The organism is Eudoraea sp., from assembly GCF_049669105.1.
Classification (GTDB): Bacteria; Bacteroidota; Bacteroidia; order Flavobacteriales; family Flavobacteriaceae; genus Eudoraea.
The window spans coordinates 1-24,609 of record NZ_JBATKE010000207.1; the positions used below are offsets into that span (position 1 = coordinate 1).

Here is a 24,609-nt window from a genome sequence, read left to right on the forward strand (position 1 = left end):
TTATTGCTATGAGCTCGTATTGTAATCCATTATATTTTTGAAAACAGTTGTAAGTTTTAAAACCATAAATAGCTTAGCTATTCCTGCAACTATAGCCGGTATAGCGGAACCTGTACTATCTATAACGGATACTGCTATTGTTGGCAATATTCCAACATATGGTCTGGAATCACTCGCGGCAGTTGGGATCGTTGGTTCCTTTTTATCCATGCTTATTTGGATCCTTGGGCAAACCCGAAGTGCCATATCTGCAATTATCTCTCAATATTTGGGTGCAGGCAAGCTAGATGAGGTTAAGAATTTACCGGCGCAGGCCATTTTTTTTAACTTAACTCTTAGCGTATTGCTGCTGCTTTCTACCATATTTATTGTAGAGGAGATTTTTGAATTATTAAATGCCTCGGGGAAAATATTAGAATTTTGTGTTACTTATTATTCCATTCGTGTTTGGGGGTTTCCATTAACACTTTTCGTATTTGCCGTTATGGGAATTTTCAGAGGATTGCAAAACACATATTGGCCCATGCTTATAGCTATTACAGGGGCCCTGTTAAACATCGTTTTAGATTTTATTCTGGTTTATGGCATATCCGATATAATTCCTGCTTTAAACCTGGAGGGCGCCGCCTGGGCCAGTCTTCTCTCCCAGGGGGTTATGGCCATAATGGCATTGGTCCTCCTGCGATTAAAAACCAATATTAGCCTTATCCCAAGATTTCCAATACATAGGGAGTTGGGGCGCCTGGCGCTAATGAGTTTCAATCTTTTTATCCGTGCGATTGCACTTAATATTACGCTTATTCTTGCAGTGCGAGAAGCTGCAGCGCTGGGCGACAGATATATCGGAGCGCATACTATAGCAATAAATCTTTGGCTTTTTGCTGCCTTTTTTATAGATGGTTATGGTGCGGCAGGTAATATTATGGGGGGTAAATTACTTGGAGCTAAAGATTACAATACCTTGTGGAAATTAGCCAAAAAAATTGCTCTATATGGTGGAATGGTGAGTTTGTTTTTAATGTTGAACGGTTTTATCTTCTACAGACCGCTGGGACGCCTTTTTTCAAATGACCCTATTGTTCTGGAGACCTTCTACTCCATTTTCTTTATCCTTATCCTGGGGTTGCCAATGAATTCTATTGCCTTTGTTTTTGATGGCTTGTTTAAGGGCTTGGGTGAAATGAAATTTCTCAGGAATGTCCTGTTGACAGCCACTTTTTTAGGTTTTATTCCTTTGTTATCGTTAAGTAAAGTCTTCGGTTTTGGTCTGCAAGGAATTTGGATTGCACTTACCATGTGGATGATAATTAGAGGCAGTGCCCTCGTATGGAAGTTCCGTAGAAAATTTCGCCCACTATTACAAAAGGTTTAATTTTACAAAAAACAATTCAAATGGGCACAAACAGACCCAACGGGAGTCTTTATACCAAAATTGAGAATAGGACTGCTACTATAGAATTTGGCCATCCCGCAAGTAATTCTTTTGTCAGAGAACTTTTAAATCGATTAACTGATGAAATTAAAAAAATTTCTTCCAATGAGGCAGTTTCTGTTGTAGTATTAAGATCAGAAGGAGAAAGGGCTTTTTGTGCGGGTGCCTCCTTTGATGAATTGCTCGCCATATCCAACCCAGACGAAGGGACAACTTTTTTTAGTGGTTTTGCCAATGTTATTAATGCTATGCGAGAATGTACACAACCAATAATAGGAAGGGTACAGGGTAAGGCAGTAGGTGGCGGAGTTGGCCTTATCGCTGCTTGTGACTATGTCTTTGCTTCTGAAGCTTCCGCTATAAGGCTTTCTGAACTTTCTATTGGGATAGCGCCGCTGGTGATTGAACCTGCGGTTCAACGTAAAATAGGAATCGCTGGTTTTACCGAATTGGCATTGTCACCTACCGAATGGAAAAATGCCTATTGGGCTCAGGAAAAAGGACTATATTCTAAGGTTTTTAATTCCATTAAAGAAATGGACAAGGAGTTGGATTTTTTTATGGCATCTTTGGCATCCTATAATCCAGAAGCCTTAAGAGCTATAAAAAAGATTCTTTGGGAAGATACTACATCCTGGAGCGAATTATTGACCAAACGAGCTGAGATTTCTGGTAAATTAGCCCTTTCACCAGCTAGCAAGGAGAAATTAAAAAGTCTTAAGAAATAATAGTATGAAAATTTTTGAATTCCTAAATAGTGATCTTCTCTTTCCAGTGCTGGCTCTTTTGGTAGTAGCTATATATATTTTTAATAGAATTAGAAACAGGAGAAAGTTTAAAAAATAGGCATCTCTCCCTTAATATTACCACACAAAATAGTCTGTGCTCCCCTGTAAAGATTTTATACATTTGTAGAAGATTTAAAACGAATGCATAAAATTAGGATTACCAAACAATTCACTTTTGAAACCGGCCATGCGCTTTATGGCTACGATGGTAAATGTAGAAATGTACATGGCCATAGTTATAAACTTTCGGTTACCGTAATAGGAATTCCAATTACGGATACATCCAATGTTAAACTTGGAATGGTCATTGATTTTGGTGACTTAAAAAAAATAGTAAAAGAAGAAATTGTTGAGCCTTTTGATCATGCTACGGTATTTAACAAAAATACGCCTCATATGGAATTGGCAAAAGAATTAAAAGACAGGGGGCATAAAGTAATCCTTGCAGATTACCAGCCCACCAGTGAAAATATGGTAATTGATTTCGCTAGCAAAATTAAAGCCCGCTTACCTAAAGAAATACAATTGCATTCCATTAAACTTCGCGAAACAGAAACTGCCTTTGCCGAATGGCATGCCGGTGATAACTAGGCTGCATTATGTATCTTTACACTAAATGAAAAGCATCTCTGTTCCAATAGGTAAAAAGGTATATTTTGCCAGCGATAACCATTTAGGTGCCCCAACATGGGAACAAAGTCTTCCCCGGGAAAAGAAATTTGTGGCATGGTTGGATGAAGTGAAGGAGGATGCTGCGGCTATTTTCCTGCTTGGAGATTTATTCGATTTCTGGTTTGAATATAAAACGGTTGTTCCTAAAGGGTTTACACGAACCCTTGGTAAGCTTGCAGAAATTACAGACTCAGGCATTCCTATATTCTATTTTGTCGGGAATCATGATCTCTGGATGAATGGGTATTTCGAAAATGAACTCAACATTCCCGTTTATCATAAACCTCAACAATTCAAAATCAACAGCACTGTATTTTTTATTGGTCATGGGGATGGATTGGGGCCTGGTGATAAAGGATATAAGCGAATGAAAAAACTTTTCACAAATCGGTTAGCGCAATGGTGTTTCCGTTGGTTACACCCTGATCTGGGAGTTAAGTTAGCACAATATTTCTCCATAAATAACAAATTAATATCAGGGGAGGACGACATTCACTTTTTAGGAGAAGACAAAGAATGGCTCGTGCAATATTCGATAAGAAAACTAAAAGAAACGCACTGCGATTACTTCGTGTTCGGGCACAGGCATTTACCTCTTGAAATAACATTAGATGAAAAATCTACTTACGTAAACCTGGGCGACTGGATTTCTTATTATACTTATGGAGTATTTGATGGCACCAAACTATCACTGGAAACTTTTGAACAGTAGATGCCTTTATCTTAAATCCTTGATTTTCAATTGTAAGTTAACCATACCATTCCAGTGATTTTCTTCTAAAGAGAAAACGGCACTAAATGGTTTTCCATTCTGCACGACCGGAAGTTTATTTCCTAAATTAAACCCTATGGCCCCAACCGGACCAGCACCATTTTGAGTTACTGCAAGTTTAAGATGCCTATTCTCCTCTCCAACCCCTTTTGCATAGCCGGTATCCCGGAGGTTTTCTGAGATAAAAACAGGAGTCATATTACCCGGGCCAAAAGGGGCAAATTGTTGTATTATACGCAAGAGTTTAGGACTAATCTTATCTAAATCGAGTTTTGCATCAATTGTGATCTCCGGGGTTAAAAGATTTGGGTCTATCGTTTCAGCTACCACTTTTTCAAATTGCGTCTTAAATTTTTCATACTGTTCTTCAACTAACGTTAGCCCTGCAGCGTATTTATGACCCCCAAATTGCTCAATAGAATCAGAGCATCGTTCCAGGGCATTATAAACGTCAAAACCCTTGACAGACCTGGCCGATGCCGCCAGTTTATCGCCGCTTTTTGTGAACACTAAGGTTGGCCTATAGTAAGTTTCAGTAAGTCTGGAGGCAACTATACCAATGACTCCTTTGTGCCAGTTGTCTTTATAAACAACTGAAGTAAATCTATCTTCTTCCTTATTCTGGAGAATCATGGTAAGGGCTTCCTCTGTTATCTCCCGGTCCAACCCCTTCCTGCTGGTGTTAAATTCTTCGATTTCAGAAGCATATTTAACAGCCTGCTCCATATTTTGCTCTATTAATAGATTTACCGCATATTGACCATGTCTCATCCGTCCTGCCGCATTTATTCTGGGAGCAATTATAAAAACGACATCTGTAATGGTGAGTTTTTCCTTTTGGAGGTTTTTAATTATTGCCTTAAAACCAGTTCTTGGAGCTGAATTAATTACCTCTAACCCAAAATAAGCCAATACCCTGTTCTCGCCTGTTATAGGTACTATATCTGCCCCAATGGCGGTTGCTACCAGATCCAGGTATGGAATGAGTTTCTCAAAACTATCCTCTCTCTTAATGTTAAGTGCCTGTATAAGTTTAAAACCAATACCACATCCGCATAATTCATCATATGGATAGGTGCAATCGCTTCTTTTTGGGTCTAAAACGGCTACAGCATCTGGTATTTTCTTTCCGGGCCTGTGATGGTCACAAATGATAAAATCAATTCCTTTTTCATTTGCATAAGATACCTTTTCTATTGCCTTTATACCACAATCCAGTGCTATAATAAGAGTAAAATCATTGTCTTCTGCAAAGTCAATTCCGGCATAAGATATCCCATAGCCTTCCGCGTATCTGTCAGGAATATAAGTGGCCACATTTGGATATAGTGTGAGTAAATATGATGATAGCAAAGCTACCGCCGTAGTTCCGTCTACATCATAGTCACCGTAAATAAGGATGTTTTCATTTGCCAGTATTGCATTTTCTATACGTATAACAGCAAGTTCCATATCCTTCATAAGAAATGGGTCATGGAGGTCAGAGAGTTGAGGTCTGAAGAACTTTTTGGCCTCTTCATAAGAAGTAACCCCGCGCTGCAGCAATAATTGTGCAATCAGCCGATCTACTTTGAGTATTTCGGCCAAAGCTTTTATTTGCTCATCATCTTGTTTTGGTTTTAATGTCCAGCGCATTGTACCACGTTATAGGTCTATTGTAATATAAGACGAATTAGTGCATTTAAAATGCAGAAACAACTCTTTTATTTCTTTTTAGATGAATCTGTGCTCCCCCCCAAGAATGGGTGTCAATCTTTATGGAATATTGTTTTTATTTCAAGTTTTGCAAACTTCCTAAACATTTCCATTACCCCACAATACTTCTCAACTGAAAGATCTACAGCTCTTTGTAATTTTTTTTCGTCCAGATTGCCTCCCCAAAAGTGGTATTCTACGGTAACGGCGTCATAGTATTTTGGATGTTCATCCGTTAAATTAGCAATGGTCTCTATACTGAAGTTTTCCACATCAAGTTTCATCTTTTTTATAAGCATAGCTACATCAAGACCCGAACACCCTGCTAAAGCTGAAAGCATAAGCGCTTTGGGTTTAAGGCCATTGCCCTCTCCCCCAGCATCAGGACCAGCATCTATAGTAAAATTTAATCCGGATGGATTATTACTTTCAAAGGCCATCTTCCCTAACCATTTGGTGGTAATTTGATTTGTTGTGCTCATATTTTTTCGTTTCTTGTGGAGTACAAAAATACGACCGCTATGCCACTTGTACAACCTCTGGACCCAAACCATGATACTCAAACTAAAGAATTAGCAGAATTCTTCAATGAGACCCTTGGGTTTTGTCCAAATTCTGTACTCACCATGCAACATAGACCTGCAATATCCAAGGCGTTTATTAACCTTAATAAGGCGGTTATGGCCAATGAAGGAAAGGTAACTTCTGCTCTTAAGCGGATGATTGCCTGGGTCAGCAGTAATGCAACTGGTTGTCGCTATTGCCAGGCACATGCAATAAGGGCTGCAGAGCGTTATGGTGCAGAACAAGAGCAATTGAATAATATTTGGGAGTATAGAACCCATCCTGCCTTTTCGGACGCTGAGCGTGCTGCTCTCGATTTTTCTTTAGCCGCTTCACAGGTTCCAAATGCTGTGGATGAAAAAATCAAAGAGCAATTATACAAGTATTGGAATGAAGGTGAGATTGTTGAAATGTTGGGCGTAATTTCTCTTTTTGGTTACCTAAACCGTTGGAACGATTCTATGGGGACCACTATTGAGGATGGAGCTGTAGAAAGTGGAGAACTCTATTTGGGTAAATATGGATGGGAAAAGGGGAAACATATATAAATTGCTGTATTAAAACGAAAGTTGATCATCTTTTCGTCCGGATTTCAGAATGAAAATAATTATTTTTTTCCTGCAACCACGATTACAAATTCTCCTTTTGTTGGTTTGCTTTCAAAATGCGCTAATACTTCTGAAGTAGTACCTCTAATGGTTTCTTCATACATTTTAGTAAGTTCCCTGGAAACAGATATTCGTCGTTCCGGGCCAAAACAGCTTACAAATTGTGATAAAGTCTTTAGAAGCTTATGTGGAGATTCATAGAAAACCATAGTTCGGGTTTCTTCCGCCAGATCAGTTAATCTGGTTTGTCTGCCTTTTTTTATTGGCAGGAAGCCTTCAAACGCAAAGCGATCGTTGGGAAGTCCGCTATTTACAAGTGCAGGAACAAAAGCAGTTGCTCCCGGAAGGCATTCAATTTCTATTCCCTGTTCAATACAGGCCCGACTAAGTAAAAACCCCGGATCGGAAATAGCGGGAGTACCTGCGTCAGAAATTAGTGCAATTTGCTCTCCACTTTTAAGTTTTCGAACAATACCATCTACCGTTTTATGCTCATTATGCATATGATGGCTCTGCATTGGGGTATTTATGTTATAGTGTTTTAAAAGTTTATTGCTTGTGCGGGTATCTTCAGCCAATATTAGGTTTACTTCCTTAAGAACTTTAATTGCTCTTAAGGTAATATCCTCCAAATTTCCAATAGGAGTTGGAACAATAAATAACTTGCCTGTCAGCACTGTTTTAAGATCTTACCTTCTTTTTGAAGAAGTATGAGCAATATACATTTCTTATAATCGCAGTAAATCCGGTAATAGAAATTATGAGAATCTACGCTCTATAAGAGCAAGAAACCTGGTTTCATATTCTTCCTTTCCAGCCCATTGATTGTAATCTGGTTTAACCATATTATCAATGAAGGCCATAGAACGTTCATGAGAATCAATGGAGTTCAGTTGGGAAATTACCCTGTTGAAGTCTTCTGTACTATCATTAAAAAGGTGTTTAACAAAAGCAAGCCTATCATTTAAACCCACCGTTATTTGCTTATTTGTGAGTTTATCATTCAATGATTTTGGCTTAGAAACTTCTTTTATTTCCTGAGAAATATTTGCCGTGGCTTTGTTATTCTCAGCCTTAGCGGTTTCAGGTTTTGCCACAAATTCTGCAAATAACCTGTCATTATCCTCACTGTTTGGCATTTCAGATACCATGCCTTTTATGGTATCAATACCCTGAGTAATAATATCTTCTTCGTGGGGATTATTTTCAGGAACCAGTTTACTTTCATTCAAAACGGCATTCGCCATTTTTTCAAACCTGGATGCCAGAACATTTTTGGATACGTCTATTTCAATATCGTTGAGTTTTTCATCAATGAACTTAAGAACGGCCAATTTTTCGTATAAAGTTCTCGCGGCTTCATATAATTCAGGTATCTCCATCTCTGTAAGACCCCTGGAGGTAATTATATCTGTGGACATCTTAATTAATTCCTCTTTTAGTTTTCGCTTCATTTCTTTTTGTTTAGACTAAACAGTAAAGGTCTATCTTTTTTAATACTTTTATATTTCGTTTCACAAATAAGGGAATAAACCCCTTACTTTGGTTTAAAATTACAAAATGTTTCTCGAAAACACTGTTAATCATAAGGAACAATTCGGTTGGATAGAGGTTATCTCTGGCTCAATGTTTTCCGGGAAAACGGAAGAACTGATTCGCAGGCTTAAAAGAGCCCAGTTTGCAAAACAAAAGGTAGAAATATTTAAGCCAATTGTAGACACCAGATATCATGAAGAGAAGGTAGTCTCTCATGATGAAAATGAAATTCGTTCCACGCCTGTCCCAGCAGCGGCAAATATCCGCCTTCTGGCAGATAACTGTGATGTAGTGGGAATAGATGAAGCTCAGTTCTTTGATGATGAAATTGTGACTGTATGCAATGATCTGGCAAATATGGGAATACGTGTTGTTGTTGCCGGACTCGATATGGATTTTAAAGGTAATCCTTTCGGACCAATGCCTGCTTTAATGGCTACTGCGGAATACGTAACCAAAGTCCATGCCATTTGCACGCGTACCGGCAATCTTGCCAACTATAGTTTTAGAAAATCTAATAATGATAAATTGGTGCTACTGGGCGAAACCGAAGAGTACGAACCTTTAAGTCGGGCGGCATTTTACAAAGCTATGCTTAAAGAAAAAATTAATAAAATGAAGGTAGAAGCCGAGGAGATAAAACAGGGTAAAAAAGATACCAATGCCTAGAGTTAGAGAGACTACATTGGAGTTGGATCTTGTAGCTTTAGAACATAATTACAATTATATAAGAACCAAAATACATACTTCAACCATGTTTCTAGCCGTGGTAAAGGCTTTTGGCTATGGTAGTGATTCTGTGATCATCGCAAAAAAACTGGAGAAACTTGGGGTAGATTATTTAGCGGTGGCTTATGCCCATGAAGGGAAGGTTTTAAGGGAGGCAGGGATTAAAACCCCTATACTTGTATTGCATGCACAGCCTTGTAATTATTCAATGGTTATAAAATATTGCCTGGAACCCAGTCTATATTCCCCCAGAGTGCTCCGAGAATTCATCAAGGCTTCAAAAGCACAAAAGCAAAAGGCTTATCCTGTCCACTTAAAATTCAACACAGGCCTTAACAGGCTTGGATTTTGGGAAAATGATATTGATTATATTGCCGATGAGCTTAAAGACAGGGATGAATTGAAAATAAAATCAATTTTTTCTCATTTGGCTGCCTCTGAAGACAAATCTGAAGAAGAATTCAGCAAAAATCAAATCAGATCCTTTGATAAGATTGCTAAGGAATTTTCTTCTAAATTAAGAATTAGTCCATTTATGCATATTCTTAATACCTCCGGGATATTCAATTACCCTGAAGCACAATTCCAAATGGTTAGAAGTGGGATTGGCCTTTATGGCTATGGAAATGAAGCCAGGTATGATGATAAGTTGCGGCCTGTGGCAACATTAAAAACAATAATCTCCCAGATACACCATATAAAACCAAATGAAAGCGTAGGTTACAATAGGGCTTTTACTGCTGAGGAATACAAAAAAACTGCAACCCTGCCTCTTGGGCACGCGGATGGAATTGGCAGACAATATGGTAATGGAAAAGCTTCAGTTTTAGTGAATGGTAAGGAGGCGCCCATTATTGGAAATGTTTGTATGGATATGATCATGATAGATATAACGGGCATTGAATGCAAGGAAGGTGATGAAGTTGTTGTCTTTGGAAAAGGGCATTCCGCAGAGACTTTTGCAGCAGGAGCAAACACAATTTCCTATGAACTTCTAAGCGGTATTTCTCAAAGGGTTAAAAGGGTAATTACAGGAACCTAATTAACTAATTGACATATTGTTACGAATGCTATTTTGATTATCTTGTGATCGCATTTATTATCTAACCATTTAAAACAAATAACATGTTAAAAGAATTTAAGAGTTTTATTATGACCGGCAATGTAATTGATTTTGCAGTTGCTGTAATTATGGCCGGAGCCATGGGGCTTGTTATTAATGGCTTTGTAGCCGACATTATTATGCCAATTGTAGGTGAATTTGCAGGAGGTGTAGATTTTGCCAATTTAAAATATGTCCTCACAGAGGCTTCCGGGACTGAAGGAGAAGCTGGCTATGTAGCAGAAAATGCTGTTCGCTGGGGAGCATGGGTAAATACTATTGTTAATTTACTTGTTGTAGGATTTGTAATGTTTATTATTGTTAAGGCTTATAACAAAACAAAAACGCCACCTGCACCGGCTGCTCCTGCGGGTCCAAGTCAGGAAGAACTATTAACACAAATAAGAGATTTATTGAAAAAATAGTCAGAAATAAAACTTCCTTTCCGGGAGATACCGCTACATTACTAAACTAACTTAAAAGCCACCAATTCGTTTTCTCAAACTGAATTGGTGGTTATTTTTTTATATTTGTTCTAATTATAACAATTTGTTATATTTTTATAAATGAAACAAAAAGTCTTGTTCATCAACATTGGTTGCAATACCTTTGGGTCCTAAACAATAAAACATGAAGGTAGCTGTAGTTGGCGCAACCGGAATGGTTGGCGAAGTAATGCTAAAAGTGCTCAAAGAACGGAGTTTTCCAATAACTGAACTATTTTTGGTCGCCTCTGAGCGATCTGTAGGTAAAAAAATATCTTATAACGGGCAATCTATCAGCGTAATAGGCCTTGCTGATGCCGTAGCTGCTCGTCCGGATCTGGCTATTTTTTCAGCCGGAGGAGATACATCACTAACATGGGCGCCAAAATTTGCGGCGGCCGGCACCACGGTAATTGATAATTCGTCTGCATGGAGAATGGATCCTGAAAAAAAATTGGTCGTCCCGGAAATCAACGCAAATAAATTAACCAAAGAAGATAAAATAATTGCAAATCCCAATTGTTCTACTATTCAACTTGTTATGGTACTGGCGCCCTTGCATGCCAGATATCAAATGAAACGGGTGGTAGTTTCAACCTATCAATCCGTTTCGGGAACAGGGGTGAAAGCTGTTAAACAGTTGGAGAATGAAATGGCGGGAATACAAGGTGAAATGGCATATCCATATCCTATCAACAGGAATGCCCTGCCCCATTGTGACGTTTTTATGGAAAATGGGTATACGAAAGAAGAAATGAAATTGGCCAGGGAGCCACAGAAGATACTTGACGACCGCACATTTTCAATTTCAGCAACCGCCGTACGCATTCCTACCGCAGGAGGTCATTCTGAATCCGTTAACGTTGAATTTGAATCTGACTTTGAACTAAATGAAGTAAGAAAAATTCTAAGCAATACCCCGGGAGTTGTTGTGCAGGACAATCCGGATACCAACACTTATCCAATGCCGGTTTATGCCCATAACAAAGACGATGTTTTTGTGGGACGAATACGAAGAGATGAAACACAGCCAAACACCCTAAATATGTGGATAGTTGCTGATAATCTCAGAAAAGGTGCTGCTACCAATGCCATTCAAATAGCGGAATACCTGTTGCACAAAAAACTTATTTGACGGCTCTATTATAAAAACTGTTAAAACCTTTTGGTGCATTCGTACTAAAAGGTTTTTTTATGGTATTTTTGGTCCTTAAAAATTTTATTATGAAAAATACTGGAATTATTTTACTTCTTATTTTAATTAATTTTTCTTGCAAGAATTCAGAACAAAAAGATGGCATTGCCGTGAATTATCCGATGACTAAAAAAGCAGATACCGTTGAAAACTATTTTGGAACTAAAGTTAACGATCCGTATCGCTGGTTAGAAGATGACCGGAGTGAAGAAACGGAAACATGGGTTAAAGCAGAAAACGCTGTCACTTTTGACTATTTGGAAAAAATACCGTTCAGGAAAGATCTGAAGAACAGATTAGAGCAACTATGGAACTATGAGAAAATTAGTTCCCCCTTCAAGGAGGGTGATTATACCTATTTTTATAAGAATGATGGTCTACAAAACCAATTTGTATTATATCGTCAAAAAGAGAATCAGGAAGCCGAAGTGTTTTTAGATCCAAATAGTTTTTCGGAAGATGGAACTACTTCATTAATGGGGTTGAGTTTTACTAAAGATGGTTCTATGGCAGCATACTCCATTTCCGAGGGAGGAAGTGACTGGAGGAAGGTAGTTGTAATAGAAACTGAAGGGAAGACTATTGTTGAAGACACCCTCATTGATGTTAAATTTAGCGGCCTGTCCTGGTATGGTAATGAAGGGTTGTATTATTCAAGTTACGATAAACCCGAAGGCAGTGAACTCTCTGCTAAGACAGACCAACATAAACTGTATTACCATAAGCTGGGTACCCCTCAAAGTGCTGATGCACTAATTTTTGGAGGTATTCCTGAAGAAAAACACAGGTATATAGGTGGAAGTGTGACTGAGGATAATAATTATCTACTTATTTCAGCTGCAAATTCTACCGCAGGCAATAAGCTTTATTTAAAAGATCTGAGAAAGCCGGGTAGTAAACTGATCACAATATTAGACCATGAAGATTCAGATACCGATGTCATTGAAAATGTAGGATCAAAGCTTTACCTAGTTACGAATTTAGATGCGCCAAATAAGAAGATCATCACTGTAGACGCTTCAGGCCCAGGCCCGGAAAACTGGGAAGATTTTATTCCTGAAACAGAGCATGTTCTTAGTCCAAATACCGGTGGGGGTTACTTTTTTGCAGAATATATGATAGACGCTATCTCCAAAGTATTTCAGTATGATTATGATGGCAAGCTAATCCGTGAAATAAAGCTTCCTGGTATAGGAAGTGCAAATGGCTTTGGAGGTAAAAAAGAAGAAAAAGAATTCTACTTTTCATTTACCAATTACAATACTCCAAGTTCATCATATAAATACAATGTGGAAACGGGTAATTATGTCCCATACTGGAAACCGCAAATTGATTTTAATCCGGATGACTATGAGTCCAAGCAAGTATTTTATACTTCTAAAGATGGAACAAAAATCCCAATGATTATTACATATAAAAAAGGACTAATTCTTAATTCTAAAAACCCCACTATTCTTTATGGTTATGGCGGGTTCAATATAAGTCTTACCCCTTCTTTCAGTATTGTGAATGCCGTTTGGATGGAACAAGGAGGTGTTTATGCTGTACCTAATTTGCGAGGAGGTGGAGAATATGGGAAAAAATGGCACGAATCGGGTATAAAAACCAAAAAGCAAAATGTGTTCGACGACTTTATAGCTGCTGCGGAGTATCTTATAGAGAATAAATATACCTCATCCGAAAACCTGGCAATCAGAGGGGGTTCTAATGGCGGTCTTTTAGTAGGGGCTACCATGACCCAAAGACCCGATCTTATGAAAGTAGCGCTACCTGCCGTAGGCGTTTTGGACATGCTACGTTATCACACCTTCACTTCAGGAGCAGGATGGCATTATGATTATGGCACTTCTGCGGATAGTGAAGAAATGTTTCAGTACCTGAAAGCTTATTCGCCCGTTCACAATGTAAAAGAAGGAGTAGAATATCCTGCCACCTTGATTACAACAGGAGATCATGACGACCGTGTTGTGCCTGCCCATAGTTTTAAATTTGCGGCAGAACTTCAGGAGAAGCAGTCAGGTCCTAACCCTACTCTTATTCGTATTGAAACTAACGCCGGACATGGAGCAGGGACTCCTGTTAGTAAAACAATTGAACAATATGCCGATATTTTTGCATTTACCCTTTACAATATGAACTATAAGGAGTTGCCAAATAAGGCTGTGATAAAGGAATTTAAAGAGTAACTATCAATAATTCAGAACAAAATCCGTTTCTGTAGAAACGGATTTTTTATTAGAAGTCGTTTAAGAGAATAATCATGTTAAAAATAACCGGTCTATCTTTTGCCTATGACAAGGATTCGGTACTGGATGATATTAACTTTTCTGTTGATAGAGGTGAACATCTGGGCATAATGGGTGAAAGTGGTTGTGGTAAAAGCACCCTATTACAACTGGTTTATGGATCTCTCCAGCCGGCCCAAGGAGATGTATATTGGGGGAGGAAACAAGTTAAGGGGCCTCTTTATAAGCTTGTCCCCGGAGAGTCTTACATGAAGTATATGTCCCAGGGGTTCGACCTTATGGGAGCTACTACAGTAGCCGAAAATATTTCTGAATATCTATCCGTATTTTATCCCAAAGAACTAAAAGATCGTACTGAGGAATTGCTTGAGATTATCGAAATGAAAAGGTTTGCAAAAACCAAAGTAAGGCATCTGAGCATTGGACAGCAACAGCGCGTTGCTCTGGCCAAGGCTCTGGCTCAGAAACCTGAGGTGTTGCTATTGGATGAACCATTCAGTCATATAGATAATTTCAGAAAAAACAGCTTAAGAAGAAATCTATTTAACTATCTGAAGGAAGAGAAGATAACCTGCTTAACGGCTACCCATGACCACAATGATATATTGCCATTTGCAGACCGGGTACTTGTACTTAAGGATAGACAAGTATTAGCTGAGGAACCCATATTGGAGATGTATAAGAACCCGCGAAATCTTTACATTGCTTCGCTTTTTGGTGAAGCTAATCTGGTTCCAATCAATATTATCAAATCATACGCAGATACCAAACGAAAAATTATTGTCTACGCCCATGAGTTTAAAATATCCCGAAATTCCGGTCTTCCTGTGTTTGTAAAAAAAACATATCCGATGGGAAGTCATTATCTGGTTGAAGGATATACGGAAGAGCAAATAATATACTTCCATTCAGAACGGGATATAGAGATTGAAACAAGAGTTTTTCTCAATATTTCTCTTGAAACAATTAACCAAAGGCTAAAACTCTAATCGCACTTTGCACGATGAACAAAGACTTGCTTTTACAGGAATTAAAGTTCAGAGCCGTCCGAAGCGGGGGTGCAGGTGGCCAGCATGTTAATAAAGTATCTACAAAAGTGGAACTTTCCTTAAACCTTGATAGTTCCAGGGCGTTTAATGAATCTGAAAAGGAACGCTTATATAAAAAACTCAATAAACGACTTACATCCGAAAACAAACTCCTGGTTCAATGTGACGAATCCCGGAGCCAACATAAGAATAGGGAAATTGCAGAAGACCGTTTACTGAAATTAATTGAGGAAGCACTTAAAGTTCCAAAAAAACGAAAAAAAACTTCTCCTTCTAAAGCTTCGGTAGAAAAACGATTAAAAACTAAAAGAGTAGTGGCAATGAAGAAAACAAGTCGACAAAAACCAGGAGATGATTGAATAAACTACCGGTCAACAGTATTTATTAAGGTGCCAATTCCATCAATTTCAATTTTAATTTCATCGCCTTTTTGCAAAGTAAAATCGGTAGACGGAACTATCCCGGTTCCTGTCATTAACATGCTGCCGTTAGGGAAAGAATTTTCCGCATAGAGGTAACTTACCAAATCTTCAAACTTGCGTTTAATTTGATCAATCCCTATCTCCCCGCTGAAAACCTGTTTGTTTTCTCTGCGTATTTCAAGCCTTATTTTCGTTGTTTTAGGAAGAGGCCCTTCAATAACTAAAATACAGGGACCAATAGCAGCGGACCCATCGTAAGTTTTTGCCTGGGGCAAGTACAAAGGATTTTCTCCTTCAATACTCCTGGAACTCATATCATTCCCAATAGTGTATCCAATAATTTTACCGGTGGAGCTAATTACAAGTGTTAACTCGGGTTCTGGAACATCCCAGGTAGAATCTTTTCTTATTCGGACCTTTCCTCCGGAACCTATCGCTCTGTACCCCATAGACTTAAAGAACAATTCCGGCCGTTCTGCCACATATACCCGGGCATAAAAATTACTCCCTCCTTTTTCTCTTGATTCTTCTTCACGTCCCAGTTTGCTATTGAAATAGGTGACGCCACTAGCCCAGATCTCCTGGCTCTCAACCGGAGCAAGGAGTCCCTTTTTTAAATAAGCTTCCGGATCTGGTAAAGGCTCCATCCCGGATATCAAATGTTTAATCTTCGTAAAAAGGTTATTGTCATTAATAAATGAATCCCAATCTTCCCCTTCCAGAAGATAAAAGATTCCTTTATTTTCAATCAGAATCCCTTTATATACCTTATAAACTTTCATGTCAATATGGGTTATGTAATTATTTAAAAGTTACCGGTGGCACATAACAATTTATTGAAAAAAAATGTGATTCCGAGTAGTTTTAGGGAATTCCTTTATTAAAAACGTTACAGAACCTTTTTAATACAAATCGTTTTTTGATTAAAATCAAAACAATGGCCCTGGGATTTCCCCAATAACTTTTTTCCAATAGGGCTAAGTGAAGAAACGCAATAAATTAGGGTAGGGCCGTTTTTGAAGGCTCCTGCTGAAATTGAAATGTAGTACATGCCATCTGAAGTAATCACAAGACTGCCCTGACCAATATTTGCAGGGCTTGCCAAAGTAGTAATTCCAGCTAAAGCCTGTCTCATCTTTTCCGCTTCATATAGCTGATATCCCAGCTTCTCCCTTTCAAGTTGAATCATAGCCCTTCCCGTCTCATGTTTATCCCCGGCGCTACTTTTTGTCTCGGATTTTAGAGATTCGTTAATGTTATTTATATTATTTTGGATACGTCCAATCCTATCTTCTGCGAATGATTCACAAAATCTGCGCAATTCATTCTTGATGGCCACTGAAATTTCCATATCAGGTTAAATCAGCTAAATTTTTTCCCACCAAACTACCTATAGCAATTCCCATACCCCCTAACCTCACTCCACATATTAAGTTATCTGAAAGTTGCTTTACAATTGGTTTCTTTGTATTTCCTATCCCCATAATACCACTCCATCTGCGTTCAATCTCAAAATCTGTGTCAGGCAATATGATTTCGCGTAACATGCTATCCAATCGATTCTGAATCAGTTCTGTCTGTCCAAATTTTGATGTTTCTTCCGTTTTAAAATCCAGATTTCGCCCACCCCCTAAAAGAATGCGATTTTCTATATTTCTGAAATAATAAAAACCTTCGTCCAGGTGAAAAGTCCCCTTAATCTGAAGATTTTTGATGGGTTTTGTAATCAATACTTGTGCCCTTGCCGGCTTAACTTCTTGATCTAAAAGCTCATTAGCAAATCCATTTGTTGCGATAATAAGTTTTTTTGTCTCAAATTCGAATTGATTGGTGTAAACCTTTACACTTCCCTGGCTGTCATCAAAGGAAGTAACAGCAATAGAATTCAAAATATTTACCCCTGAATGACGGACCAAGGACAGCAAAGAATTCATCATGGTTCCGGTATTTATTTGAGCTTCAAACTGACTGGAGATATATTGATTGACAATGTTATTAAACTTAAAAGTGTTTCGATGGAGAAAATATGCATCTTCACCATAAACCGGCTTAAGTAGCTTATTGATGTTACTCAGAGCTTCAGAACAATCATTAAATAATTTAGTGTTTTCCTTTAAAAAAAGTTCATGCCCTCCATGTTGCTGAAAATCCATTTTGGAATCCCCCAGAGTAGTGCGCAATAATTGAATCCCTTCCCATCTGCTTCTGACCAGTTCCAGCACTTCTTCCTGAGAATGGGTTTTAAGGTCGCTAACAATTTCCGAGATACTTCCAAAACACGCAAATCCGGCATTTTTTGTGCTTGCGCCTTGGGGTAACGTCCCTTTTTCAAGAATGAGGATTTTTGCTTTTGGGTGTTTTTTGCTTAAATAATATGCGCAATTTAGACCAACAATACCACTCCCAACAATAGTAAAATCAATGTTGGACAACCATGTCTTATATTCCCAATAACTAAGATTCATCGTGTTATAAAAAACTCCGACGATGGCCGGAGTTCATATTCTATTCTTCTGGTTTAGGATCCATTTTAAAATCTTCCATGAATTTAGTGGTATAATTCCCTGCCAGGTAATCCGGATGGTCCATTAATTGCCTGTGAAACGGAATAGTTGTTGCGATACCTTCAATTACAAATTCGTCTAAGGCCCGTTTCATTTTATTAATTGCCTCTTCCCTGGTCTGGGCCGATGTAATAAGCTTGGCAATCATAGAATCATAATTAGGAGGAATGGTATACCCGCTGTATACATGGGTATCCAATCGAATCCCATGACCTCCCGGGGTGTGCAATGTGGTTATTTTACCCGGTGAAGGCCTGAAATCGTGATACGGGTCTTCGGCGTTGATCCTGCATTCAATAGCATGAAGTTTGGGAAAATAATTTTTACCTGAAATAGGCACTCCACCAGCTACCAGAATCTGTTCCCTAATAAGGTCATAATCCACTACCTGTTCGGTGATGGGATGTTCTACCTGAATACGTGTATTCATTTCCATAAAATAAAATTCGCGGTGCTTATCTACCAAGAATTCCACGGTGCCCGCACCTTCATATTTTATATACTCCGCCGCTTTTACCGCTGCGTTTCCCATAGCTTCCCTCAGGCTATCTGTCATAAAGGGGGAAGGAGTTTCTTCGGTAAGTTTCTGATGTCTACGCTGGATTGAACAATCTCGTTCTGAAAGGTGACATGCGTTTCCATATTGGTCCCCGATAATTTGAATTTCAATATGCCTTGGTTCTTCAATAAGTTTTTCCATATACATGGCGCCATTTCCAAAAGCGGCCGTTGCCTCCTGAACAGCACTTTCAAAAGCCGCTTCAATATTCTCTTCCTTCCAAACCGCCCGCATACCTTTTCCACCACCCCCAGCAGTAGCCTTTAACATCACGGGGTACCCCATTTTCTTCGCTTCTTTTTTGGCATGCGCAACATCTTTCAGCAAACCTTCCGAGCCCGGAATTGTCGGCACACCGGCCATTCTCATGGTTGCTTTAGCCGTAGCCTTGTCGCCCATTTTATCTATTTGTTCTCCGGAAGCACCAATGAATTTAATTTCATGCTCTGCACAAATTCTAGAAAATTTTGAATTTTCCGATAAAAATCCATAGCCGGGATGAATTGCATCTGCATTAGTAATTTCTGCTGCTGCAATTATATTGGGTATTTTCAAATAGGACTGGCTACTTGGTGCCGGGCCAATGCAAACGGCTTCATCTGCGAACCGCACATGCAAGCTCTCTTCATCCGCCTTGGAGTAAACAGCCACGGTTTTAATGCCCATTTCCTTGCAGGTCCGTATAATACGCAAGGCTATTTCACCTCGGTTTGCAATTAGTATTTTTTTAAACATAGCTTTTACTAAAGAATTCTCAAGGACCCGAATTCAAATACATAGAAGTGTTTTTGATTACAAGTCCTTCTAAATAAACTTATGAGGGATCTACCAGGAACAAAGGTTGGTCAAATTCCACAGGAGAAGAATCCTCAACTAACATTTTTATGATTTTCCCTGAAACTTCAGATTCAATATCATTGAATAATTTCATTGCCTCAATTACACACAATACATCACCCTGCGCTATAGTATCGCCTACTTCAACAAATGCTGGTTTGTCCGGAGATGGTTTTCTGTAAAAAGTCCCAATAATTGGAGATTTGATAGTAATATATTTGGACTCTTTCTCTGATTCACCAGTATCTGCTTTAGCTCCTGAAGTATCTCCGCCAGCAGTTGGTGGAAGAGTCATGGGAGGAGCCGCTGCCGCAGTACCTACGGGTATTTGCTGTAAATAGGTAGTAGTTTCCGGAGCAGAAGCTAATGCTCCAGTTCTAATAGTGATCTTAATATCATCGGTTTCAAGTTTTACTTCACTAGCTCCCGATTTAGCTACAAATTTTATTAGACTTTGAATTTCTTTTATATCCATGGAATTCTATTTTGATTCGTTATTGCCATTATATGCCCATTTTAAATATATGGATCCCCAAGTAAATCCACCACCAAAGGCTGCAAATACCAGGTTATCTCCTTTTTTGAGTTTTTTTTCGTAATCAGAAAGCAGTAGTGGTAATGTTGCCGAAGTTGTATTACCGTATTTTTCTATATTCATCATCACCTTTGAAGGTTCCAATTCCATTCTGTTTGCCGTAGCATCTATAATTCTTTTGTTCGCCTGATGCGGTATTAACCAATCTATATCATCATGTGTGAGATTATTACGTTCCATTATTTTGGCAGCCACATCGGCCATATTTGAAACAGCAAATTTAAAAACCGATTTCCCGTCCTGATAAACATAATGTTTTTTGTTTTTGACGGTTTCTTCAGAAGAAGGCATTAATGAGCCCCCTGCTTCAATCTTTAAAAACTCTCTTCCCGTACCATCAGATCTCAAATATTCGTCCTGCAATCCTAATCCCTCATAATTGGCTTCAAAGAGAACCGCTCCGGCCCCATCACCAAAAATAATACAGGTGGTTCTTTCAGTATAATCAAGAATAGAAGACATTTTATCCGCTCCTATCAAAAGGACCTTCTTATACTTACCAGATTCTATATAGCGTGCTGCTGTAGACATCCCAAATAGAAAGTTTGAACAGGCAGCCTGCATGTCAAAGGAAAAGGCATTTACGGCCCCAATTTGCGAAGCAACATAGGCTGATGTTGAAGCAACTGGTAAATCTGGTGTTGCCGTTCCAACAATAACCAGATCAATTTCAGCAGGGTCCAAATTAGACTTACTAATTAAATTTTCAGCCGCTTTAATAGCCAGGTAAGAAGTCCCTTTATCCTTATCTTTAAGTATTCTTCTTTCTTTAATTCCAGTTCTGGTAGTAATCCATTCGTCTGTGGTATCCACCATGGTTTCCAACATTTTATTGGTTAACCTGAAGTCTGGTACGTAAGCCCCTACAGCTGTAATTGCTGCTGTTATTCTACCCATAGTAAGTTTGGTTTTTATCAAGAAACCTTAAAAAATGGTCGAAAATTCGTGAAAAATAGTCATTTTTTAGGACTTTTTGCCTAAAAAGTCAATTTTTAAAGATTTTAGTATACCCCATAAAAAAACTCCCAACAATTAAAAGTGGGAGTTCATAATTATAGCAAGGTATGCTATACTGTTTCTTCTTCTGTCTTATCAATTAGAACCTGTCCGCGGTAATACAATTTACCTTCGTGCCAATGAGCTCTGTGATAAAGATGCATTTCTCCTGTTGTTGGATCCTTTGCAAGAGTTGGCGCTATCGCCTTATAGTGAGTTCTTCTCTTATCTCTTCTTGTTCTGGATATTTTCCTTTTAGGATGTGCCATTTTGTAATCTATTTATCCGTTAGTAATTTTTTTAATGCTTCCCATCTGGGATCTATTTTATTTTTGTCTTTCTTATTCTCTTTTGGTTGCAATTCTTCAAGCCTTTTAAGTGCTTCTGAATTTAATGTCCCGTCTAATACCCCAGGGTGAATCCGTTTGGAAGGTACTGACAATACTATCATTTCGTAAACGTATTGCGCAATATTTACCTGATGTTCTCCGTGCGGGATAATGAGTATTTCATCATCTTCATCATTGTAAACCTCCCCAAACTTTACCAAAAGTTTTAAAGACGCTTCTATTTTTTGATCAAAAGGTTCATTGGTGAGGTCGCAATAGAGATTCACTGTACCCTTAGCCTTCATTTCAAGCTCAAGAACTGTTGACATTCTGTCTAAGACAATGTGCAGCTTAATGGCCGCATCATTAAATTCATTGTAATCAAAAGATTCAAAGAACGTATTGTCTATTTGATATTCAAACTTGTGCTTTCCTTGTTTTAATCCTGCAAAAGGAATATTGTATTCCTTATTCTTCATCACGTTTTACACTAGTTTAAGGCGTGCAAAGATACTTTTTTTTTCTAAAACCCCAATTAAAAAGAAAATATATTTCCTTAGAATTCTACTAAAAACTATTGGAGTTAAAACAATATCATGCTCGTTTGATTTTCTGTTTTTGCAATGGGTTTTTGATGAGTTTTTGAAACTCTTTCCTTTTCCTGAAAATATTTATTGCCATAAAAACTGCTTCCTTAAATGAACCGGGATCAGCTTCACCTTTACCCGCTATTTCGTATGCCGTGCCATGATCAGGGGATGTACGCACTTTTGACAGACCTGCAGTAAAATTGACCCCCTTCCCAAAAGAGAGCGTTTTAAAGGGGATTAAACCCTGATCGTGATAAGCTGCAAGAATTGCATCAAAGCTCTTATATCCTTCAGATCCAAAAAAACTATCTGCTGCATAAGGGCCATATACCAAGTGCCCCTCATCTGATAAATCACGAATAGTTGGTTTTAATACTTCATCATCCTCCTTGCCAATGACGCCATCGTCTCCACTATGTGGATTAATCCCTAAAAGGGCTATTTTTGGTTTTCGTATGCCAAAATCCATAGTTAAGGCTTTTTCCATGATCCGGACTTTATTACGTATAAGTTCAGGTGTAATGGCCGCAGGTGCATCTTTTACGGCCAGATGATCTGTTAGTAATCCTATCCTTAAGCTCTCAGTAACCATAAACATTAAACTTTCTCCTTCCAGTTCACTCGCCAGATAATCTGTGTGTCCCGGGAAGTTAAAATCCTTGGTTTGAATATTGTTTTTATTTATTGGCGCTGTAACAAGTAAATCTATTTCATTCTTTTTTAAGGCATTTACCGCTGCCCTAAGGGACTTTAAAGCATATGAGCCACTTTCTTCGGTAGCTTTTCCGTAGAGGATATTTGGAATCTCATTCCAGACATTTACCACATTAACTTTACCACTTATAGCTTTTGAAGCCTCTTTAATTCCATTGTAATTAATATCGATTCCGAGGTCATTCTTCTGTTTAGATATGGTCTTGTTTGATGCAAAAATAATTGGGGTGCAAAAATCTGTCATTCTAGGATCCTCAAATGTTTTAAGCACAACTTCACATCCTATTCCATTTAAATCACCAATGGATATCCCCAACCTTATTTTTGCCTTTTCCTCCATGTTATCAAACTCTTTATTTCTACTTTTACAGAGCAAAACTACTTATTTTAAATGATACATGTTTACAGGAATAATTGAAACTTTAGGTAAAATACACAGATTGAGAAAAGAAGGGAGCAATCTTCACATAACGGTTAGTTCCCTTATTACCGACGAATTAAAAATAGACCAAAGTATTTCACACAATGGGGTATGCCTGACAGTGGTCCAAAAAGAAACGCCTTATTACACAGTTACAGCTATAGATGAAACTCTGCAAAAGACAAACCTCTCAGAACTAAAGGAAGGGCAGGTAATTAACCTTGAAAGAGCTATGGTCATGGGATCAAGACTAGACGGGCACCTGGTTCAGGGCCATGTAGACCAAACGGCTGTTTGTAGAAAAATAACAAGAAATGATGGTAGTTGGATGTTTACTTTTGAGTACGATCCAAAGCTTAATAATATTACCATAGAAAAGGGGTCCATTACAGTAGACGGGGTTAGCTTAACAGTCGTTAATTCTGAAAAGAATGCTTTTAGTGTCGCAATTATACCATACACTTATGAGCATACGCGATTTAAAGAATATGAAATTGGTAGTTTGGTGAACCTGGAGTTTGATGTAATTGGCAAGTACGTAGCCCGGTATCTGGAATTACAATCCTGATTATTAAATGTTTTTAATATCTCCTATGCAAGTTTGAGCTTTTCCGGCAAGTTTAAACCTTAATAAAAATTTTACGCCTGTACATTACATATGCTAAGAGCATATAAAATGAAACTACCGTTAATCCATATAGGAGCGAGGATAACTCAACCTGCATAAAATCGTGAAGGTATATGTTCTGAAACAACCACTGATGAAGTGTTGTTTGCTCATCAATTTTTATCGAATAAAATATTTTGGTTATAAAGCTTGATAAAAAATAAACCGTAATTGCGTTAGAGCCAGCGTACCGGAAAATACTTCCAAATTTAAACCCCTTAACATCGGTCAAATAGTAAATTAAGGCCAGAAAAATATTAGCCCAACCAGCTGTAACTAGCACAAAACTGCTGCTCCATAGAGCCTTGTTAATTGGAAATATAAGATCCCAAAGATGTCCTGCTACAACAAGAGCTGCTCCCAGAAGAACTAGTACTATTTCTTTTTTTGCCTGTTTAGATAAAAGTATCAACCCGGTAAATATGCCCATCAAAGAAGTGGCTATAGAAGGAAGTGTGCTCAATAATCCTTCTGGATCATAATCTTCTTTGTACATATGGGTGCCAATTACATTGAGGTCTATATAGTTAGCCCAGTTATTAGGTGCCCTGTCAAAAGTAGGCTCCATCCCATTAATTGGAATAAATCCCATCCATATCCAATACCCAAGTACTATTGTTATGCAAATTCCAAGAAGTACCTTCCAGTTAAAATTTATAAATAAAATTGCTGCAAAAAAGAATACTATTCCAATGCGTTGCAAAACACCCGGAAACCGAATATTTTCTAAATCCTTAAAAAAAGGAAAGTGGATTGTAAATGCCCCCAGAAAGAGCCCTAACCCTATTAGCTTTAAAGCTCTTACCGTAATTTTCTTGTAGGTAGCCGAAGTTGCAGTTTTATTATTATACGCAAATGCTATGGAAGTTCCCACTATAAAAAGAAAGAATGGAAAAACCAGATCTGTTGGGGTATAACCATGCCATTTGGCATGCAAAAAAGGTGCATAAACATGAGACCAGGTTCCCGGTGTGTTTACCAAAATCATAAGGACTATGGTAAGGCCTCGAAAAATATCAACGGAAATAATTCGTTCTTTCAC

General features: G+C 38.3%; 27 protein-coding genes. 13 read left to right on the plus strand and 14 right to left on the minus strand.

Translation table 11 applies throughout. The features are described 5' to 3' along the window. Window positions 1-37: 37 nt before the first annotated feature. The 4 genes from WBM60_RS15700 to WBM60_RS15715 all read left to right on the plus strand — a co-directional run bounded on the left by WBM60_RS15700 (window position 38) and on the right by WBM60_RS15715 (window position 3,604). Entirely contained in the window at window positions 38-1,372 is a 1,335-nt protein-coding gene (locus WBM60_RS15700) for an MATE family efflux transporter (protein ID WP_424283311.1), read from the plus strand. A gap of 20 nt (window positions 1,373-1,392) precedes the next feature. Beyond that, window positions 1,393-2,160, plus strand: coding sequence for an enoyl-CoA hydratase/isomerase family protein (locus WBM60_RS15705; protein ID WP_424279083.1), 768 nt, complete (start codon window positions 1,393-1,395; stop codon window positions 2,158-2,160). Between the two features lie 201 nt (window positions 2,161-2,361). Continuing rightward, a complete protein-coding gene (locus WBM60_RS15710) occupies window positions 2,362-2,811 on the plus strand; it encodes a 6-pyruvoyl trahydropterin synthase family protein (protein ID WP_299158853.1) in 450 nt (149 codons plus the stop codon). Between the two features lie 25 nt (window positions 2,812-2,836). Beyond that, complete coding sequence (locus WBM60_RS15715; RefSeq protein WP_424262781.1) at window positions 2,837-3,604, plus strand: UDP-2,3-diacylglucosamine diphosphatase; 768 nt, start codon at window positions 2,837-2,839, stop codon at window positions 3,602-3,604. Between the two features lie 6 nt (window positions 3,605-3,610). On the opposite strand, the gene recJ is transcribed toward WBM60_RS15715, so the two are convergent. Together recJ and WBM60_RS15725 are read right to left on the minus strand one after the other, a co-directional pair. Beyond that, on the minus strand, window positions 3,611-5,299 hold the full coding sequence (recJ, locus tag WBM60_RS15720; RefSeq protein ID WP_424283312.1) for a single-stranded-DNA-specific exonuclease RecJ: 1,689 nt from the start codon (window positions 5,297-5,299) through the stop codon (window positions 3,611-3,613). Between the two features lie 113 nt (window positions 5,300-5,412). Next, window positions 5,413-5,841 (minus strand): OsmC family protein, encoded by a 429-nt coding sequence (locus WBM60_RS15725; RefSeq protein WP_424262785.1) that lies wholly within the window; start codon window positions 5,839-5,841, stop codon window positions 5,413-5,415. Between the two features lie 39 nt (window positions 5,842-5,880). Here WBM60_RS15725 and WBM60_RS15730 point away from each other — a divergent pair, with 39 nt between their 5' ends. Beyond that, window positions 5,881-6,471, plus strand: coding sequence for a carboxymuconolactone decarboxylase family protein (locus WBM60_RS15730; protein WP_424262787.1), 591 nt, complete (start codon window positions 5,881-5,883; stop codon window positions 6,469-6,471). 59 nt (window positions 6,472-6,530) lie between these two features. Here the strand turns inward: WBM60_RS15730 and rsmI are convergent, their stop codons facing one another. Continuing rightward, window positions 6,531-7,208 (minus strand): 16S rRNA (cytidine(1402)-2'-O)-methyltransferase, encoded by a 678-nt coding sequence (gene rsmI, locus WBM60_RS15735; RefSeq protein ID WP_424262789.1) that lies wholly within the window; start codon window positions 7,206-7,208, stop codon window positions 6,531-6,533. Window positions 7,209-7,289: 81 nt separating this feature from the next. Then, window positions 7,290-7,985: a hypothetical protein gene (locus WBM60_RS15740; protein WP_424262791.1), complete on the minus strand. Its 696-nt coding sequence runs from the start codon at window positions 7,983-7,985 to the stop codon at window positions 7,290-7,292. Window positions 7,986-8,091: 106 nt separating this feature from the next. On the opposite strand from WBM60_RS15740, the gene WBM60_RS15745 reads away from it, so the two are divergent. From WBM60_RS15745 to arfB, 7 genes are all read left to right on the plus strand, one after another. Next, entirely contained in the window at window positions 8,092-8,736 is a 645-nt protein-coding gene (locus WBM60_RS15745) for a thymidine kinase (protein ID WP_424262793.1), read from the plus strand. After that, the gene (alr, locus tag WBM60_RS15750; RefSeq protein ID WP_424277383.1) at window positions 8,729-9,838 is read left to right on the plus strand and encodes an alanine racemase; all 1,110 of its coding nucleotides are present in this window, start codon (window positions 8,729-8,731) and stop codon (window positions 9,836-9,838) included. The genes WBM60_RS15745 and alr overlap by 8 nt, the downstream gene beginning before the upstream one ends. An 83-nt stretch (window positions 9,839-9,921) precedes the next feature. Then, complete coding sequence (gene mscL, locus WBM60_RS15755; protein WP_424262797.1) at window positions 9,922-10,323, plus strand: large conductance mechanosensitive channel protein MscL; 402 nt, start codon at window positions 9,922-9,924, stop codon at window positions 10,321-10,323. Window positions 10,324-10,528: 205 nt separating this feature from the next. Then, complete coding sequence (locus tag WBM60_RS15760; protein WP_424277384.1) at window positions 10,529-11,518, plus strand: aspartate-semialdehyde dehydrogenase; 990 nt, start codon at window positions 10,529-10,531, stop codon at window positions 11,516-11,518. 89 nt (window positions 11,519-11,607) lie between these two features. Next, on the plus strand, window positions 11,608-13,764 hold the full coding sequence (locus tag WBM60_RS15765) for a prolyl oligopeptidase family serine peptidase (RefSeq protein ID WP_424259585.1): 2,157 nt from the start codon (window positions 11,608-11,610) through the stop codon (window positions 13,762-13,764). A gap of 74 nt (window positions 13,765-13,838) precedes the next feature. After that, complete coding sequence (locus WBM60_RS15770) at window positions 13,839-14,813, plus strand: ABC transporter ATP-binding protein (RefSeq protein WP_424259586.1); 975 nt, start codon at window positions 13,839-13,841, stop codon at window positions 14,811-14,813. A gap of 14 nt (window positions 14,814-14,827) precedes the next feature. After that, entirely contained in the window at window positions 14,828-15,232 is a 405-nt protein-coding gene (gene arfB, locus WBM60_RS15775; protein ID WP_424259587.1) for an alternative ribosome rescue aminoacyl-tRNA hydrolase ArfB, read from the plus strand. A 5-nt stretch (window positions 15,233-15,237) separates the two neighbouring features. On the opposite strand, the gene WBM60_RS15780 is transcribed toward arfB, so the two are convergent. The 9 genes from WBM60_RS15780 to pdxA form a co-directional block, all read right to left on the minus strand. After that, on the minus strand, window positions 15,238-16,077 hold the full coding sequence (locus WBM60_RS15780; protein ID WP_424277386.1) for a fumarylacetoacetate hydrolase family protein: 840 nt from the start codon (window positions 16,075-16,077) through the stop codon (window positions 15,238-15,240). A 107-nt stretch (window positions 16,078-16,184) separates the two neighbouring features. After that, window positions 16,185-16,646 (minus strand): 3-oxoacyl-ACP synthase, encoded by a 462-nt coding sequence (locus tag WBM60_RS15785; protein ID WP_424283313.1) that lies wholly within the window; start codon window positions 16,644-16,646, stop codon window positions 16,185-16,187. A gap of 1 nt (window position 16,647) precedes the next feature. Further along, window positions 16,648-17,760, minus strand: a complete 1,113-nt coding sequence (locus tag WBM60_RS15790) for an NAD(P)/FAD-dependent oxidoreductase (protein ID WP_424276283.1) — start codon at window positions 17,758-17,760, stop codon at window positions 16,648-16,650. 40 nt (window positions 17,761-17,800) lie between these two features. Further along, window positions 17,801-19,153 carry an acetyl-CoA carboxylase biotin carboxylase subunit gene (accC, locus tag WBM60_RS15795; protein WP_424276284.1) on the minus strand — a complete coding sequence of 451 codons (1,353 nt, stop codon included), beginning with the start codon at window positions 19,151-19,153 and terminating at the stop codon, window positions 17,801-17,803. Between the two features lie 79 nt (window positions 19,154-19,232). Continuing rightward, the gene (accB, locus tag WBM60_RS15800; RefSeq protein ID WP_424263655.1) at window positions 19,233-19,730 is read right to left on the minus strand and encodes an acetyl-CoA carboxylase biotin carboxyl carrier protein; all 498 of its coding nucleotides are present in this window, start codon (window positions 19,728-19,730) and stop codon (window positions 19,233-19,235) included. Window positions 19,731-19,736: 6 nt separating this feature from the next. Next, window positions 19,737-20,747 (minus strand): beta-ketoacyl-ACP synthase III, encoded by a 1,011-nt coding sequence (locus tag WBM60_RS15805; RefSeq protein ID WP_424283314.1) that lies wholly within the window; start codon window positions 20,745-20,747, stop codon window positions 19,737-19,739. A 170-nt stretch (window positions 20,748-20,917) separates the two neighbouring features. Next, window positions 20,918-21,115 carry a 50S ribosomal protein L32 gene (rpmF, locus tag WBM60_RS15810; protein WP_424263651.1) on the minus strand — a complete coding sequence of 66 codons (198 nt, stop codon included), beginning with the start codon at window positions 21,113-21,115 and terminating at the stop codon, window positions 20,918-20,920. Between the two features lie 8 nt (window positions 21,116-21,123). Beyond that, a complete protein-coding gene (locus tag WBM60_RS15815) occupies window positions 21,124-21,654 on the minus strand; it encodes a YceD family protein (RefSeq protein WP_424263649.1) in 531 nt (176 codons plus the stop codon). Between the two features lie 115 nt (window positions 21,655-21,769). Continuing rightward, window positions 21,770-22,819: a 4-hydroxythreonine-4-phosphate dehydrogenase PdxA gene (gene pdxA, locus WBM60_RS15820; protein ID WP_424260942.1), complete on the minus strand. Its 1,050-nt coding sequence runs from the start codon at window positions 22,817-22,819 to the stop codon at window positions 21,770-21,772. A gap of 58 nt (window positions 22,820-22,877) precedes the next feature. Between pdxA and WBM60_RS15825 the strand changes: the two genes are divergently transcribed. Beyond that, complete coding sequence (locus WBM60_RS15825) at window positions 22,878-23,468, plus strand: riboflavin synthase (protein WP_424260940.1); 591 nt, start codon at window positions 22,878-22,880, stop codon at window positions 23,466-23,468. A 52-nt stretch (window positions 23,469-23,520) separates the two neighbouring features. Here the strand turns inward: WBM60_RS15825 and WBM60_RS15830 are convergent, their stop codons facing one another. Next, window positions 23,521-24,609, minus strand: a complete 1,089-nt coding sequence (locus tag WBM60_RS15830; protein WP_424260938.1) for an acyltransferase family protein — start codon at window positions 24,607-24,609, stop codon at window positions 23,521-23,523.

Excerpts from the sequence above, each read along its gene's own strand:
- WBM60_RS15705 (WP_424279083.1), top strand. The coding sequence starts at position 1,393 with ATGGGCACAAACAGACCCAACGGGAGTCTTTATACCAAAATTGAGAAT.
- WBM60_RS15710 (WP_299158853.1), top strand. The coding sequence starts at position 2,362 with ATGCATAAAATTAGGATTACCAAACAATTCACTTTTGAAACCGGCCAT.
- WBM60_RS15715 (WP_424262781.1), top strand. The coding sequence starts at position 2,837 with ATGAAAAGCATCTCTGTTCCAATAGGTAAAAAGGTATATTTTGCCAGC.
- recJ (WP_424283312.1), bottom strand. The coding sequence starts at position 5,299 with ATGCGCTGGACATTAAAACCAAAACAAGATGATGAGCAAATAAAAGCT.
- WBM60_RS15725 (WP_424262785.1), bottom strand. The coding sequence starts at position 5,841 with ATGAGCACAACAAATCAAATTACCACCAAATGGTTAGGGAAGATGGCC.
- WBM60_RS15730 (WP_424262787.1), top strand. The coding sequence starts at position 5,881 with ATGCCACTTGTACAACCTCTGGACCCAAACCATGATACTCAAACTAAA.
- WBM60_RS15740 (WP_424262791.1), bottom strand. The coding sequence starts at position 7,985 with ATGAAGCGAAAACTAAAAGAGGAATTAATTAAGATGTCCACAGATATA.
- WBM60_RS15745 (WP_424262793.1), top strand. The coding sequence starts at position 8,092 with ATGTTTCTCGAAAACACTGTTAATCATAAGGAACAATTCGGTTGGATA.
- alr (WP_424277383.1), top strand. The coding sequence starts at position 8,729 with ATGCCTAGAGTTAGAGAGACTACATTGGAGTTGGATCTTGTAGCTTTA.
- mscL (WP_424262797.1), top strand. The coding sequence starts at position 9,922 with ATGTTAAAAGAATTTAAGAGTTTTATTATGACCGGCAATGTAATTGAT.
- WBM60_RS15760 (WP_424277384.1), top strand. The coding sequence starts at position 10,529 with ATGAAGGTAGCTGTAGTTGGCGCAACCGGAATGGTTGGCGAAGTAATG.
- WBM60_RS15765 (WP_424259585.1), top strand. The coding sequence starts at position 11,608 with ATGAAAAATACTGGAATTATTTTACTTCTTATTTTAATTAATTTTTCT.
- WBM60_RS15770 (WP_424259586.1), top strand. The coding sequence starts at position 13,839 with ATGTTAAAAATAACCGGTCTATCTTTTGCCTATGACAAGGATTCGGTA.
- arfB (WP_424259587.1), top strand. The coding sequence starts at position 14,828 with ATGAACAAAGACTTGCTTTTACAGGAATTAAAGTTCAGAGCCGTCCGA.
- WBM60_RS15780 (WP_424277386.1), bottom strand. The coding sequence starts at position 16,077 with ATGAAAGTTTATAAGGTATATAAAGGGATTCTGATTGAAAATAAAGGA.
- WBM60_RS15785 (WP_424283313.1), bottom strand. The coding sequence starts at position 16,646 with ATGGAAATTTCAGTGGCCATCAAGAATGAATTGCGCAGATTTTGTGAA.
- WBM60_RS15790 (WP_424276283.1), bottom strand. The coding sequence starts at position 17,760 with ATGAATCTTAGTTATTGGGAATATAAGACATGGTTGTCCAACATTGAT.
- accC (WP_424276284.1), bottom strand. The coding sequence starts at position 19,153 with ATGTTTAAAAAAATACTAATTGCAAACCGAGGTGAAATAGCCTTGCGT.
- accB (WP_424263655.1), bottom strand. The coding sequence starts at position 19,730 with ATGGATATAAAAGAAATTCAAAGTCTAATAAAATTTGTAGCTAAATCG.
- WBM60_RS15805 (WP_424283314.1), bottom strand. The coding sequence starts at position 20,747 with ATGGGTAGAATAACAGCAGCAATTACAGCTGTAGGGGCTTACGTACCA.
- rpmF (WP_424263651.1), bottom strand. The coding sequence starts at position 21,115 with ATGGCACATCCTAAAAGGAAAATATCCAGAACAAGAAGAGATAAGAGA.
- WBM60_RS15815 (WP_424263649.1), bottom strand. The coding sequence starts at position 21,654 with ATGAAGAATAAGGAATACAATATTCCTTTTGCAGGATTAAAACAAGGA.
- pdxA (WP_424260942.1), bottom strand. The coding sequence starts at position 22,819 with ATGGAGGAAAAGGCAAAAATAAGGTTGGGGATATCCATTGGTGATTTA.
- WBM60_RS15825 (WP_424260940.1), top strand. The coding sequence starts at position 22,878 with ATGTTTACAGGAATAATTGAAACTTTAGGTAAAATACACAGATTGAGA.